13 protein-coding genes and 5 pseudogenes are annotated in these 13,325 nt (G+C 68.3%); 15 read left to right on the forward strand and 3 right to left on the reverse strand.

The features are described 5' to 3' along the window. Positions 1–34: 34 nt before the first annotated feature. Positions 35–1,405 (reverse strand): MFS transporter, encoded by a 1,371-nt coding sequence (locus tag LRS10_RS21580; protein WP_257835454.1) that lies wholly within the window; start codon positions 1,403–1,405, stop codon positions 35–37. A gap of 140 nt (positions 1,406–1,545) precedes the next feature. Here LRS10_RS21580 and LRS10_RS21585 point away from each other — a divergent pair, with 140 nt between their 5' ends. Continuing rightward, on the forward strand, positions 1,546–2,013 hold the full coding sequence (locus tag LRS10_RS21585; RefSeq protein ID WP_257835455.1) for a MarR family winged helix-turn-helix transcriptional regulator: 468 nt from the start codon (positions 1,546–1,548) through the stop codon (positions 2,011–2,013). Here LRS10_RS21585 and LRS10_RS25410 read toward each other — a convergent pair. Next, the gene (locus tag LRS10_RS25410) at positions 1,976–2,845 is read right to left on the reverse strand and encodes a class I SAM-dependent methyltransferase (RefSeq protein WP_374570831.1); all 870 of its coding nucleotides are present in this window, start codon (positions 2,843–2,845) and stop codon (positions 1,976–1,978) included. The two genes, LRS10_RS21585 and LRS10_RS25410, sit on opposite strands and share 38 nt — an antisense overlap. A gap of 211 nt (positions 2,846–3,056) precedes the next feature. Between LRS10_RS25410 and LRS10_RS21590 the strand changes: the two genes are divergently transcribed. From LRS10_RS21590 to LRS10_RS21600, 5 genes and pseudogenes are all read left to right on the forward strand, one after another. Continuing rightward, positions 3,057–3,542 carry a nuclear transport factor 2 family protein gene (locus tag LRS10_RS21590; RefSeq protein WP_257839039.1) on the forward strand — a complete coding sequence of 162 codons (486 nt, stop codon included), beginning with the start codon at positions 3,057–3,059 and terminating at the stop codon, positions 3,540–3,542. 219 nt (positions 3,543–3,761) lie between these two features. After that, positions 3,762–4,010 (forward strand): annotated as a pseudogene (locus tag LRS10_RS25415) (TonB-dependent receptor plug domain-containing protein); the annotation flags it as partial. A gap of 49 nt (positions 4,011–4,059) precedes the next feature. Then, positions 4,060–4,176, forward strand: a pseudogene (locus LRS10_RS25420) (TonB-dependent receptor plug domain-containing protein); the annotation flags it as partial. An 883-nt stretch (positions 4,177–5,059) separates the two neighbouring features. After that, on the forward strand, positions 5,060–5,956 hold the full coding sequence (locus LRS10_RS21595) for a TonB-dependent receptor (RefSeq protein ID WP_257839236.1): 897 nt from the start codon (positions 5,060–5,062) through the stop codon (positions 5,954–5,956). 78 nt (positions 5,957–6,034) lie between these two features. Beyond that, positions 6,035–6,763 carry a glutathione S-transferase family protein gene (locus LRS10_RS21600; RefSeq protein WP_257835458.1) on the forward strand — a complete coding sequence of 243 codons (729 nt, stop codon included), beginning with the start codon at positions 6,035–6,037 and terminating at the stop codon, positions 6,761–6,763. Here LRS10_RS21600 and LRS10_RS21605 read toward each other — a convergent pair. Next, entirely contained in the window at positions 6,760–7,515 is a 756-nt protein-coding gene (locus tag LRS10_RS21605) for an SDR family oxidoreductase (protein ID WP_257839040.1), read from the reverse strand. The genes LRS10_RS21600 and LRS10_RS21605 overlap by 4 nt on opposite strands. A gap of 181 nt (positions 7,516–7,696) precedes the next feature. On the opposite strand from LRS10_RS21605, the pseudogene LRS10_RS21610 reads away from it, so the two are divergent. From LRS10_RS21610 to LRS10_RS21645, 9 genes and pseudogenes are all read left to right on the forward strand, one after another. Continuing rightward, a pseudogene (locus tag LRS10_RS21610) lies at positions 7,697–8,020 on the forward strand (MFS transporter); the annotation flags it as partial. 74 nt (positions 8,021–8,094) lie between these two features. Beyond that, positions 8,095–8,934, forward strand: a complete 840-nt coding sequence (locus tag LRS10_RS21615) for an MFS transporter (RefSeq protein ID WP_257839237.1) — start codon at positions 8,095–8,097, stop codon at positions 8,932–8,934. Between the two features lie 138 nt (positions 8,935–9,072). Next, positions 9,073–9,831, forward strand: coding sequence for an SDR family NAD(P)-dependent oxidoreductase (locus LRS10_RS21620; RefSeq protein ID WP_374570836.1), 759 nt, complete (start codon positions 9,073–9,075; stop codon positions 9,829–9,831). A 252-nt stretch (positions 9,832–10,083) separates the two neighbouring features. Further along, the gene (locus tag LRS10_RS21625) at positions 10,084–10,497 is read left to right on the forward strand and encodes a carboxymuconolactone decarboxylase family protein (protein WP_257839239.1); all 414 of its coding nucleotides are present in this window, start codon (positions 10,084–10,086) and stop codon (positions 10,495–10,497) included. A gap of 394 nt (positions 10,498–10,891) precedes the next feature. Continuing rightward, entirely contained in the window at positions 10,892–11,179 is a 288-nt protein-coding gene (locus LRS10_RS21630; RefSeq protein ID WP_374570839.1) for a VOC family protein, read from the forward strand. A gap of 123 nt (positions 11,180–11,302) precedes the next feature. Beyond that, positions 11,303–11,686 (forward strand): nuclear transport factor 2 family protein, encoded by a 384-nt coding sequence (locus tag LRS10_RS21635; RefSeq protein WP_257835463.1) that lies wholly within the window; start codon positions 11,303–11,305, stop codon positions 11,684–11,686. Between the two features lie 475 nt (positions 11,687–12,161). After that, positions 12,162–12,587 carry a phosphotransferase gene (locus LRS10_RS21640; RefSeq protein WP_257839041.1) on the forward strand — a complete coding sequence of 142 codons (426 nt, stop codon included), beginning with the start codon at positions 12,162–12,164 and terminating at the stop codon, positions 12,585–12,587. A gap of 111 nt (positions 12,588–12,698) precedes the next feature. Then, positions 12,699–13,001, forward strand: a pseudogene (eno, locus tag LRS10_RS25425) (phosphopyruvate hydratase); the annotation flags it as partial. Between the two features lie 79 nt (positions 13,002–13,080). After that, positions 13,081–13,325, forward strand: a pseudogene (locus LRS10_RS21645) (hypothetical protein); the annotation flags it as partial.

The raw sequence follows: 13,325 nt of genomic DNA on the forward strand, positions 1-13,325 counted from the left end.
CAATTACATAGAATACTAAGCTTTTGTGCGTCGCTCAGAGCAGCTGCTCCATCTGCCGGCGCGCAGGCTTCATCGCGAGCGCGAGCAGCAGCACGCCGACCGAGAGCGAGACCACCGTCGTCACCGCCAGCGAGACGCCGACCATCTTCGGCCCGCCGAAGACGTGCTCGGTCATCCAGGCCGTCCAGGTGGGCGCCAGCCCCAGGCCGATCATGTTGGCGATGGTCAGGTACAGCGCCGCGACCTGGCCGCGCATCCGGTTAGGCGTCAGCGCCTGGATGGCCGCCGCCTGCAGACCGCCGTAGATGCTGCCGAAGAACAGCGCCACGATGAACAGCGCCGCCGCCGCCAGCGGCGCGGGCGCCAGATAGGCGCCGACGAACAGCGGCGCCTGGATCACCGCCGACCACATCGACACCCGGATCGGCGCGTCCAGGGCGCCCTTCGCCGCGAACCGGTCCGAGATCGCCCCGCCGCTCAGCACGCCCAGCGTTCCAAACAGCGCGAACCCGATGCCGTAGATCACGCCCACGCCCGCCGGCGTATAGCCGTGCACGCGCATGAAATAGGCCGGGCCCCAGACGTTGAAGGCGTAGCCGGCGATGACGATGGCCGAGAACCCGGCGAACAGCGGCGCATAGACCCGCTTGTTGCGCCAGAGGTAGCCGACCACCTCCGAGATCTTGGGCGCCACCGAGGCCGCCCCGCCCTTCTCCAGCCGCCGCGGCGGCTCGCGCACCGTCGTGAACACGACCAGCGCCACGATCAGGCCGGGCAGCCCGACCACCAGGAACGGCACCTTCCAGGCGGCCACCTGCCCCACCACCGGCAGCACCGGATTGGCCGTCGCCGCCCACTGCACCACCAGACCGCCCAGCAGCATCGCCAGCCCGCCGCCCAGGGTGACGCCGCAGGAATAGACCCCCATGGCGAAGCCCAACCGCTTCGGCGTGAAATAGTCGGGGATGATCGAATAGGCCGCCGGCGACAGGGTGGCCTCTCCGACCCCCACGGCCATGCGCGCGAAGAACAGCCGCCAGAAGCTGGTGGCCAGCCCGCAGAAGACCGTCGCCACGCTCCACAGCGCGATGCCTATGGCGATCAGGTTGCGCCGCCCTCGCGTGTCGACCCAGCGGCCGAACGGCAGGCCCAGCAGCGTGTAGAAGGCCGCGAAGGCGAAGCCGACCAGCAGGCTGATCTGGGTCTCCGACAGGCCCAGGTCCTTGCGGATGGGGTCGATCACCAGGCTCAGCAGCGTCCGGTCGATGAACGAGAACATGTAGGCGACCATCAGGACGCCAACGACATAGAAGCCATAGGCCTCGCTGGGGGCCCCCTCGCGGGACGGGCCGGCCGCCGGGGCCTCTGGGGTGTCGCCCGCGACCGTGCCTTCGGATGGGGTCATGTGCCGGATTCCTCGCCGCTTCTTTTCCTTAGAGATCGAAGTGATTTGCCGTCAGGCCCGGCCAGGGTGTCAACGGTTTTGACAATCCCAGTGAAGCGCTCCACTGAAATCGCTGGCTGATTTGGGAATGGGCGTACCCCGTGGCGGCGCAGGAAAACCTCAAGCCTCTGCTGCTGTCGCTGCTGCAGGCGTTCTACTGGTGCGACGAGAGCCTCCAGAACTACCTGCGTTCCCGCGGCTGGCCCGAAGTCACGCGGCCCCAGTCGATGGTCATGGCCAACATCGTGCTGGGCGTGAACCGGCCCTCCGACATCGCCCGCAACATGGGCGTCAGCCGCCAGGCCATCCACTCCACCATCAACCAGATGGTCGACACCGGCATCGTCGCCCTCGCCGACGACCCGGTGAACCGGCGGGTGAAGATCGTCACCCCGACCAAGCTCGGCGAGACCATGCGCGTCGACGCCCAGCAGGCGATGTTCATCCAGGCCGAGGAGCTGAGCGCCCGCCTCGGCGAAGACGACTTCCGCCAGCTCACCCGCATCCTCAGCCGCGCCTGGGGCCCCGCCCTCACCTTCGGGCCGGGGCTGGCGGGTTCGGACGCTTAGGCGAGCCTCCGCGCCGGCGATCCCCGGACTTGGCCAAGCTCCGCTCCGGGGACCGAGCCTCTCTGACCTCGCTGAGGCTGGAGCGCGCTCGCCGGACCCCGGCTCCGGCGCATGACGCTTGTGTGGCGCTTACGCCTTCACGGCGTGCCAGCCTCTGATCATGAAGGCCTGGAAGAACGGAACCGGTCGCGGGAAGCCAGCAGCTTTCCACAGGTCTTCCGTTTCCGTGGGGGGTTAGGACGCCGAGCACGCCGCGCATCATGTCTTCCAGCCTCGCCAGCGACTCCGGTGTCGCGCCCATCAGGACCTGAACGCGCTTCCAGTCCTCCAACGCCTGGGGAAACTCCGCAGCGTCCAGGTCGCCGCTGATCTCGGCGGTGGCGAGCCGGCCGCCCGGTTTCAAACGATCATGAATGGCCGAATAGAACGCTGGCCGATCGGCTCGCTTGATGAAGTGCGCGACCAGCAAGCTGACAGCGGCGTCGAACGGGCCGATGGGGGCTTCGTGCACGTATCCTCTGAAGAGCTGGCAACGAGACAGCACGCCAGCCGCTTCGAGACGGCGCCGTCCAACGGCTAGCATCTCCTCGGAGGGATCGATCCCCACGAACGACCAGCCTGGGTACGCAGCGGCCAAGGACAAGATCTCAGCCCCCGTGCCGACGCCGACGCAAAGCACCCGCGCGTCGTCAGGCAGGTCCGCAAGAACGAGTCGCAGGAGAAAGTGCAAGCCGCCGGAGATGGGTGCGAGCGGGCTGTTCCGACGATCGTAGGCGTCGGCCGCCTCCTGGCTGAAGAAGGCGTGCGAGGCAGGCGCGTCAGTCTGAGTCATGTTATAATGTAACACTCAAACAGGGGCGCGGCCAGTCGCCGATCGCCGGGGCGCCCAACGCATCGGCTCGCATGCCCTTGTGGACCAGGCTCGACGTGCGCCTACCCCTTGCCGGCGTACACGGTGGGCAACGCTCGGACCTAGGCCGCCGCCCCGACCATGAGCGTCAATATTGTTGACGAACGCCGCTTCCCTCGTGACGCTCCCCCTGATGCCGACCTCGCCCGCTGATCCGGCCATGCGCACGATCCTGGCCGACATGGTTGTCGCCTATGCGTCCGCACTCGACGACCGCGACTGGGCGCTGATGCGCAGCCTGCTCATGGATCCAGTAGAGATCGACTACAGCTCGATGGGCTCCATCCGGGAGACGATCGCAGTCGACGCCTGGTTGAAGCGGTTGGACACCCTCAAGGGCTTCGACGCCACTCAGCACGTCGTCACCAACTTCCGGGTCGCGGCCCAGGCCGATGAGGCGACCTGCACATCCTACGTCAACGCCCTCCACTTCCTGACGGAGGACGGGCGGGAGCACGTCGCCCATGCCTGCGGCGCCTATGTCCACGGCTTCGTCCGCACCCCGGACGGTTGGCGGATCCGAAAGGCGACCTTCCGACTGATCGGTCACCAGAACGGCGCCCGGGCCTTCCAGGACGCGTTTGCCATCGCTCGTGCGCGGGCCGCTCGGCAACCCTGAGCGGAAGTCGCCAAAGCGCCTCGCCCGCACGTTGCGGACCCGACAGAAGACTGGACAAAACGGCTCACCTAGGGTCACAATTCTTCGACATCTAAGCGTCAAGTGAATTGACAGTTCGCAGAACGGCGCCACTCTCCCGCTCAAGTCCGGTCAACGGACAGGATCGAAACCACAAGGGGGAGGACGGCCATGACCGCCCGGGTTCTGCTTTGCACCACCATGCTTGTCAGCCTGGCCGCCGGCGCGGCCGCCGCTCAGACCGCTGAGGGCTCCGCCTCGACGCTCGGCGAGATCGTCGTCACCGCCCAGAAGCGCGAGCAAAACCTCCAGGATGTGCCCATCTCGATGGAGGTCGTCTCCGGCGACAAGATCGAGGACTTCAACACCAACGACTTCAAGCAGCTGGTCTCGTTCGCCCCGAACGTCGCGGTGCAGACCACCGCCGGCAACGACACCATCTACATCCGCGGCTTTCGGCTCTCCGCCGTCGAACTTCTCGTTCGACCAGGCGGTCAGCCTCTACATGGACGGCGTCTACGCCGGCCGGAACCGCCAGGCCCAGTCGCCCTTCTTCGACCTGGCCCGCGTGGAGGTCCTTCGCGGCCCGCAGGGCGCCCTCTTCGGCAAGAACACGCCGGCCGGCGCCGTCAGCATCGTCTCGGCGGGCCCGACCTCGACCTTCGAGGGCGAGGTCAACGGCCTCTACAACTTCAGTCTCCGCGGCTACGACGTCTGGGGCCACGTCTCGGGCCCGATCAGCGACACGCTGGGCGCGCGCCTGGCGGTCAAGGTCACCGACAACAAGGGCTTCCTGCGCAACCTCGCGCTCGACCGGCGCGAGCCGCAGAACGAACAGGCGCTGGCCCGACTGACGCTCGCCTGGAACCCCACCGATGCGATCGACTACACGCTGAAGGTCGAGTACGCGAACCGCGAGGTGGCCGGCGGCGTCAACGTCTCCAGCCCGGTGAACACCGCCCAGAACCCGGACAAGACCCGCTACAGCACGGTCAACCCGATCGGGCCGGAAGGCACCAAGGCGACCTCGTGGCTGGTGTCGGCCACCGGCAACTTCGACCTGGGCGACTTCACCCTGACGTCGATCACCGGCTACTCGTTCTTCCGGTCGAACATCGTCAACAACTTCGACCAGTCGATCCCCGGCGGCGGCTTCACGGCCAACAGCGTCTACAACAGCTATCCCGAGCACTTCCGCCAGTGGTCGCAGGAAGTGCGGCTGCTGTCCCCGACCGGTCAGCGCTTCGAGTACATCGTCGGCGCCTACTACGACCAGTCGCTGTACCAGCTGACCCAGCTGGGCGGCTTCAACATCGCGTCGCTGAACTACTTCGGCCTGCTCAACACCGAGTTCCGGCAGCGCGCCGAGAGCTTCTCGGTCTTCGGCCAAGGCACCTTCAATGTCACCGACGACCTGCGCCTGATCGGCAGCCTGCGCTACACCACGATCGACAAGCGCGGGCGCCTTCTGGGGCCGCCTCCGCTACGGCCCGTTCGCGCTGCGTCCGGTCAACACGACGGCCAACGGCGAGATCAAGGGCGAGGACAACTTCGATCCCTCGATCACCGCCCAGTACGACGTCTCGGACCAGATCATGGTCTACGCCACCTATGGCCGCGGTTCGAAGTCGGGCGGCTTCGTGTCCAACACCTACGGGACGACGAACTCGACGTTCATCTACCGGCCCGAGAAGTCCGAGAACTACGAAGTGGGCGTCAAATCCACCTTCGCCGACGGCCGCGTGGTGCTGAACCTGTCGGCCTACGACACGAGCTTCAAGGACCTGCAGGTCTCGGTCTACAACCCCACCATCTCCACCTACCAGACGACGAACGCGGCGAGCGCCAGCTCGAAGGGCGTCGAGGGCTCGCTCTCGCTGTTCCCGATGCGCAACTTCGACATCACGCTGGCCGCCGCCTACCAGGACGCCAAGTACGACGACTATCCGGGCGCGGCCTGCCTGGCCTCGCAGCCGATCACTCAGTGCAACCCGGCGGTTCCGGCCAGCATCGCGGCGAACAACATCGCCGGAGCCCCGCTGCAGCACGCGTCGAAGTGGAGCGGCACCCTGCAGGTGCATCAGAAGATCGAACTCGACAACGACATGATGATCGACTGGCGGGCCGCCGCGTCGGGCCGTTCGAAGTTCTTCAACGCCGACAACCAGGCGCCGACCTTCGGCGTGCAGAAGGGCTACACCAAGATCGACCTGCGGGTTCAGTACGGCCCCGAAGACGAGCGCTGGCATGTGGCCTTCGTCGGCAAGAACCTGACCGACGAGCTGACCACCGGCTCCAGCTTCAACCTTCCCGCCCCGATCACGGCTGTGCCGCGGGCGATCCTGTACCTCGAGGAAGGCCGCACCCTCTCGCTTGAGGCGGGTCTGCGCTTCTAAGGGGCCAAGGGCGGCGCGCTACCTCTTCCCGGCGCGCCGCCCGCCAGCTTTCCCTGTCTGCGTTCTCCGGAGGCCGGCATGATCGACGTCCACTTCGTTCCCACGCCGAACGGGAACAAGGTCAGCATCATGCTGGAGGAGGTCGGCCTCCCCTATCGCCTGATCCCGTACGACATGCTGGCGGGCGACCACCTGAAGCCCGAGTTCCGGCGGATCAATCCGAACGGGCGGCTTCCCGCCATAGAGGACCACGAGCCGCTGGGCGGCGGCGGGCCCGGCTCCTTCTGCGTCTTCGAGTCAGGCGCCATCCTGCTCTACCTCTCGGAGAAGGCCGGCGGCGCGCTGATGCCCGCCGACCCCCGCGGGCGTTCCGTCGCGATGCAGTGGCTTATGTGGCAGATGGCCGGCTTCGGCCCGATGCAGGGCCAGGCGCACCACTTCGTCCGGTACGCCCCGGAAGGCCAGGACTATCCGGTCGGCCGCTACATGAACGAGACGCGGCGCATGCTGGCCGTGCTCGACCGGCGCCTGGCCGAGGCCGAGTACCTGGCCGGCGACGCCTATTCCGTGGCCGACGTCTCGACCTGGCCGTGGACGCGGGCGATCCGCGCCATCGGCCTCGATCCGGCCGACTGGCCGAACGTGAACCGCTGGTTCGAGGCCATCGCCGCCCGGCCGGCGGTGCAGCGTGGCACCGAGGTGAAGAACGCCGCCAACCTGTCCAGCGCGCGGCCGGTGCTGACGCCGGAGCAGTGGTCCAACCTCTTCGGCGAGAACATGCTCAAGAGCGCCGGGGTCGAGGTCTAGGCGGGCTCGTCGTGGCCCCACTGGCGCTCCACCCGGCCGCCGGACCGCCGGACCGCCACCCAGTCCCCGCCCGGCAGGCTGTCGTCCCGCACCAGGTCGATCACGGCGTCGGCGATGTCGCGCGGCGCGCACCGCTCGTTGTTCGCCAGGATCGGCGCCATCCAGTCGGCCGCGCCGTCGGCGCCGGTCTTGTGCAGGATCGGCGTGTCGGTGAGTCCGGGCAGCACGCCCGCCACCCGCACGTTCCAGTCGCCCTTCAGGCCGGCGCAGCAGCGGGTGAACATCATCACGCCCGACTTGGTGGCTGCGTACATGGCGTCGCTGAAGCCTTTGCCCAGGACGACCGTGGAGACCGTGTTGACGATCACGCCGCCGCGTCCCCGCATGGCCTGCGCCGCCGTCTGGGTCGCCACGACCACCGACGTCAGGTTCACGTCGACGATCCACTGCAGCTTCTCGAGCGGCGCTTCCGGGAAGGCCGGGGCGCCGGCCACGACGCCGGCGTTGTTGAACAGCACGTCGTAATCGCCCAACCCGTTCAGCCAGCCCGGGATCTTCGCGACTTCGGCCAGGTCGATCCGGTGGACGGTCGCCGCCTGGCCGATCCGTTCCGCCGTTTCGGCCAAGCCCGCCGCATGGACGTCGGCCAGGTGGATCCGCCCGGCGCCCAGCTCCGCGAACGCGAGCGCCGCCGCCTGGCCGATGCCGGCCGCCGCGCCGGTCACCACAATGGTGCGTCCCGCAATGTCCATCGCCTCGCGCCTCCCGTTTTCGTCACGGCTAAACCGTAAACTTTCTTGACATCTTGGGTAGCCCGCCGGACCCTCGGGATCAAGGCGCGACAGACGCCCGAGGGAGTGGAAATGGCCGAGGCCGCCATCGTGAGATCCCGCCGCGCCAGCGGCGGCCCGGCCTGGGCGTCGCCTGGCCTTGGTGGTTCTGACGGCCATCGGGGCCATCAACTTCCTCGACCGCCAGATCCTCTCGGTGCTGGCCGAGCCTATCCGCCGGGAGCTGCACCTTTCCGACACCCAGCTGGGCCTGCTGACCGGCCTCAGCTTCGCCCTGTTCTACGCCGTGCTCGGCGTCCCCGCCGCCATGCTCGCCGACCGGGTCAACCGGGTGAAGCTGGTCGGCTGCGCCTGCGCCATCTGGAGCCTGTTCACCGGCGCCTGCGGCTTCGCGACCAGCTTCTGGCATCTGGCGGTCGCCCGCTGCGGCGTGGGCCTGGGCGAGTCCGGCGGCACCGCGCCCTCGCTCTCGATCCTGGCCGACTACTTCCCCCGGAGAAGCGGCCGGCGATCATCGGGATCTTCACCGTCAACGGGCCCATCGGGGTGTTCCTCGGGGCCACGGTCGGAGGCTGGGCGGCGATCCAGTTCGGCTGGCGCGGCGCGTTCTTCCTGGTCGCCGGCGTCGGGCTCGCCGCCGCCGCCCTGCTGGTCCTGCTCGTGCGCGAGCCGGTCCGCGGGGGTCTGGACCGCGGCTATGCCGCCAAACCCGCCGCCGCCATGAGTCTCCCGGCCTCGGCGCGGCTGTTCCTTTCGAAGCCCACCCTTCGCATCCTGTTGGTGGCGAGCGGGCTCGCCGCCTTCGTCAGCACCGGCATGCTGAACTGGATTCCGGCCTATCTCATGCGGGTCCAGCAGATGCCCCTGGCCGAGGTCGCCCGCTGGTTCGGCCCGGCGGCCGGCCTCTGCATGGGGGGTCGGCATCTGGGGCGGCGGCGCCCTGGTGAACTGGGCCGGCCGCCGGAGTCCGAAAGCCTATGCCTGGATCCCCGGCCTCTCGATGCTGCTGACCGCGCCCACCCTGGCGCTGGCCTGTTTGGCTCCCTCCTGGCAGACCTCGCTCGCGCTGATGTGCGTGCCGATGATCTGCTGCACGATGTACGTCGCCCCGCCCTGGCCCTGGTCCAGAACCTGTCGCCGGTCGCGGCGCGCGCCACCGCCACCTCTCTGCTGCTGCTGGCCTTCAACATCCTGGGACCCGGCGGCGGCCCGCTGGCCATCGGGATGATGAGCGACGGCTTCGCCGCGGCCGGGGCCGCCCAGCCGCTGAAGCTGGCGCTCATCGCCACCGCGCCGATCGCACTGGTCTCCGCCCTTCTCTACGCCCGGCTGGCGCGGGTGGTGGACGCCGACACCCGCAAGGTCCTCGAGGAAACCTGACGATGAAAGACATCAACGGCCAGACCGCGTTCATCACCGGAGGCGCCAGCGGCATCGGGCTGGCCACCGGCCGCGCGCTCGCCCGCCGCGGAGCGCGCCTGATCCCTGGCCGACCTGGACGCCGAGCGGGTCGAGGCCGTGGCCAAGGACTTCCGCAACGAAGGCGTCGATGCGCTCGCCGTCCGGCTGAACGTCGCCGAGGAGGCCGAGTGGGCCGCCGCCGGCGAGGCGGCCGCGAACTTCGGGGACGTCCGCATCCTGTTCAGCAACGCCGGCGTCGGCGGCGGCTCGGGCAGCTTCGAAACCTACGACACCGACGTCTGGCGCTGGGCCTACGCCGTCAACGCCCACGCGCACCTCTACGCGTGCCGCACCTTCCTGGGCGCCATGAAGGCCAGCGGCAAGCCAGCCCACGTCGCCATCACCGCCTCCATGGTCGGCATCGTCCCGCCGCCCATTTCCGTGGCCTACATCTCCTCGAAGTTCGCCACCCTCGGCATCGCGCTGGGTCTGCGCAACGAGCTGGCGGATACGAATGTGGGCTTGTCGGTGCTGTGCCCGGGCATGTCCGCCACGCGCATCGTCGAGACCACCCAGAAGCTACGCCCCGGCGCCGCCGAAGGGGGCCAGGCGGCCCAGACGGCACAGAACATGGGCTCGGTCCTGGCCTCCGGCATGTCGCCCGACAAGATCGGCGAGCGGGTCGTCCGCGCCATCGAGGCGGACGAATTCTACATCTTCACACATCCCGAGTGGAAAGCTCTGGCCGAGGCTCAGTTCGCCGACCTGCTGGCCGGCTTCGGCGAGTCCGCCGACCCCGACTATCCCGGCGACGATCTGGAAGGCCTCGTCGCCGCCAACGGCGCGCGGCGGATGACCGCCGGCGTCGCGTCCTGATCACTCGAAGCCCAAGGATCGAACCATGCCCGTCCTCCGTCAGGTCCCGCGCTCGGAAGTCACTGCCGACGTCGTCAACGCCTACTATGATCGTCTCTTCGGACCTGGCCGCGACCCGGTCTCGGAACCCGGCACAGCCACCGGCACCCTGGCGACTGGTGGACGGTCTATGCGCTGTGCCCTGACATCTTCCAGCACGCGGTCGACGGCTTCGCCGTCTATCGGCACCCCAGCCGCAAGATCGATCCAATCCTGCGCGAACTCGGCCAGACGCGCGCCGGTTGGGTGAAGGGCAGCCAGTTCGTCTTCTCGCAACACTGCAGAGGCGATGCGGGCGCTGGGCGCCCCGAGGAGAAGATCGCCGCGATCCCGCACTGGACGGTGTCGGATGTCTATGACGAGAAGGAGCGCGCAGTGCTGGCCTACGCCGACTGCCTCACCCTCGGAGACGGGCGCACGCCGACCGAAGTGTTCGAGAAGCTCCGCACCTTCTGGGGCGACGAGGAGATCTTCGAGTTCACCTACATCACCACGCTCTACGCCATGCACGCCGTGATCACGCGTGCGCTGCGCATGGAGTTCGACAACCGCGAGGATCCGATCGTCGAGGTTGCGGCGCCCGAAGGCTTCAACGCCACAGACTTCCTCAGTGGCGCGCGCCGCTGAGGTCCCGAAAGCGTGATGGCCAAGAACATCAAGTAAGTTGACGTTTGAGCGTAAAACCTTAGATTCTATCTACTGAAACCCATTTGCCGCTGTGCGAGGCGGCGCAGGCCGGTATCGTCTCTCAGAAACCGCGCCACGCCGCACAGACGGCGACGGAGGAAGCCATGGCGAAGCCGAACACCGAATTCGAGATCCGCGGCGTCAACCACCTCGCCCTCGTCTGCAAGGACATGGCCGAGACGGTGAAATTTTTACCGCGACATCCTGGGCATGCCGCTGACCAAGACTATCGATCTGCCCCGCGACCTGGGCCAGCACTTCTTCTTCGATATCGGCAACGGCGACAGCCTGGCCTTCTTCTGGTTCAAGGACGCTCCTCCCGCTCAACCAGGCCATGCTTCCCCCAAGCGCGTTGCCGACCCAAGGCTCCTTTGTCTCGGCGCATGGCTCGATGAACCACATCGCCTTCGACGTACCGGCCGAGAAGTTCGACGCCTACGTTCAGAAGCTGAAGGACAAGGGGATCGCGGTGTCGCAGATCCTCAACCACGACAACTCGGAGACCGGCTCCAGCGCCGAGGTCACCGACGACGTCTTCGTCCGTTCCGTCTACTTCTTCGACCCCGACGGCGTGTGCCTGGAGTTCGCCTCATGGGTGGGGCAAGCCGTTCGACGACGATGACGTGGCGCATGCTCCGATGAAGGCCGACGGCGTCCGCGACGAGAGCGTGATCACCCCGCTCGCCAAGCGCCGGAAGCTGCAACCCGCCGAGTAGAGCGGGCCATCACAACCTGGAGGACTCCGATGGATGAGGCCGCGATCCGCGCCTTCGCCAAGCGCTTCTTCGACGCCATCGAACAGGGCGACGTCGACACGGTGCGCGACAGCTACACGCCCGACGTCGAGATCTGGCACAACTTCGACGACCTCATCCAGACCCGCGAGGAGAACGTCGAGACACTGAAGGGCATGGTCGGCCGCATCAGCGACCGCGTGTATGACAACCGACGCCTGGAAGTGTTCGCCGACGGCTTCGTGCAGCAGCATGTGCTGCGCGGCACCCGCAAGGACGGGAAGCGCGTGAGCCTGCCGGCCGCCCTGATCGTCAAGCTGAGGGACGGGAAGATCGCCCGCCTCGACGAATACATCGACAGCGCCCACGTGGCCGTCTTCCGACAGACGTTCTGACATCCCCGCAATGGGGGCGGCGTCCGACATCCTCGGCTGGCTGCGGGACGCGGGGTCTCGCCGCGCCCGATGAAGCGCCGGCGATCGCGCCGCTGACCGGCGGCGTCTCGAGCGACGTGTTCCGCGTCGAACTGCGAAGCGGGCCTGTCTGCGTGAAGGCGGCGCTCGACAAGCTGCGGGTGGCCGCGCGATTGGCGCGCCCCGGTCGAGCGCTCGGCCAACGAGGCTGCCTATCTGCGCGTCGTGGCGGGACTGGGCGGCCTGACCGTGCCGCAGGTGCTGGCTGCGGACGGGCGTCGAAACATCTTCGCCATGACGTGGTTCGAACCCGTCGATCATCCGGTGTGGAAAGCCGAACTCGCCGCTGGGCGCATCGATCCGGGCTTCGCCGCCACCGTCGGCGCAGGGCTGGCGCGCATCCATTCGGGCGACGGCGCGCGAGCCGGAGATCGCCCGGGCCTTCGACACCACGGCGATGTTCGACGCCCTGCGGCTGGAGCCCTATCTCACGCACACTGCCGTGGCGCATCCAGGCCTCGCCGCCCGGATCGGCGCCATCGCCGAGGTCACGCGGACGACCCGGCTCGCCCTCGTCCACGGGGACGTCAGCCCCAAGAACATCCTCGTCGGCCCGCACGGCCCCGTGCTGTTGGACGCCGAGTGCGCCTGGTACGGCGATCCTGCGTTCGACGTCGCATTCTGCCTCAATCATCTGCTGCTCAAGGCCGTCTGGAACCCTTCCCACAAGGCCGCTTACGGCGAAGCGTTCGACGCGCTGGCCGCGGGCTATCTCGCCGGTGTCGAATGGGAGCCGCCCGCGGCGCTCCAGGGCCGCGCGGCGCCATTGCTCGCCACGCTTCTGCTGGCCAGGATCGACGGCAAGTCGCCGTCGAATACCTGACGGCGGAGGCGGACAAGGCGCTGGTCCGCGAGACCGCCTCGCGCGCTGCTGGCCGGAGAGATTGCGCTTCGCGGACGTGCGGCAGGCGCTGTTCGCAAGACTGGGACCCTGATGAAACACACAATCACCGCCGTCCGGGCCCGGCAGTTGTGGGACAGCCGAGGGCGCCCGACCGTCGAAGCCGAGATCGAACTCGCGGGTGGTTCGATCGGCCGCGCCATGGCCCCCCGCCGGCGCCTCGCGCGGGGCCCACGAGGCGATCGATCTGCGCGACGGCGGCGAGGCGTTTGGCGGTATGGCGTCGCGCGCGCCACGGCGGCGGTGAACGGCGCGATCGCCAAGGCCCTCGTCGGCCGCGACGTGCGCGACCAGGCCGGCCTCGACGCCGTCCTGGAACAGCTCGACGGCACGCCCGCCTTCGCGCGCGTCTGGGGCCAACGCGGCCGTCTCCACCTCGCTCGCCGCCATCCATGCCGCGGCGGCCGCGGAGGGAATGCCGCTCTGGCGCTATCTGGCGGACGGCCGCAAGGTCCGCGTCCCGCTGCCCGAGATCCAGATCTTCGGCGGCGGCGCTCATGCCGGGCGGCGGACCGATGTGCAGGACTTCATGGTGATGTGTCCGCGCGCGCCCACCGTGCGGCGCGCGTTCGAGATCACCGCGGACGTCTACCGGGCGGCGGGCGCGGTCATGGAAGAGTCCGGGCGCCTGGCCGGCGTCGCCGATGAGGCGGCTGGTGG

It is taken from the genome of Phenylobacterium sp. J426, from assembly GCF_024699945.1.
Lineage (GTDB): Bacteria > Pseudomonadota > Alphaproteobacteria > Caulobacterales > Caulobacteraceae > Phenylobacterium.

Coding starts and splice junctions, on each gene's coding strand:
- LRS10_RS21590 (WP_257839039.1), top strand. CDS start 3,057: ATGCCGACCTCGCCCGCTGATCCGGCCATGCGCACGATCCTGGCCGAC.
- LRS10_RS21600 (WP_257835458.1), top strand. CDS start 6,035: ATGATCGACGTCCACTTCGTTCCCACGCCGAACGGGAACAAGGTCAGC.
- LRS10_RS21640 (WP_257839041.1), top strand. CDS start 12,162: ATGTTCGACGCCCTGCGGCTGGAGCCCTATCTCACGCACACTGCCGTG.
- LRS10_RS21630 (WP_374570839.1), top strand. CDS start 10,892: ATGCTTCCCCCAAGCGCGTTGCCGACCCAAGGCTCCTTTGTCTCGGCG.
- LRS10_RS21635 (WP_257835463.1), top strand. CDS start 11,303: ATGGATGAGGCCGCGATCCGCGCCTTCGCCAAGCGCTTCTTCGACGCC.
- LRS10_RS21580 (WP_257835454.1), bottom strand. CDS start 1,405: ATGACCCCATCCGAAGGCACGGTCGCGGGCGACACCCCAGAGGCCCCG.
- LRS10_RS25410 (WP_374570831.1), bottom strand. CDS start 2,845: ATGACTCAGACTGACGCGCCTGCCTCGCACGCCTTCTTCAGCCAGGAG.
- LRS10_RS21605 (WP_257839040.1), bottom strand. CDS start 7,515: ATGGACATTGCGGGACGCACCATTGTGGTGACCGGCGCGGCGGCCGGC.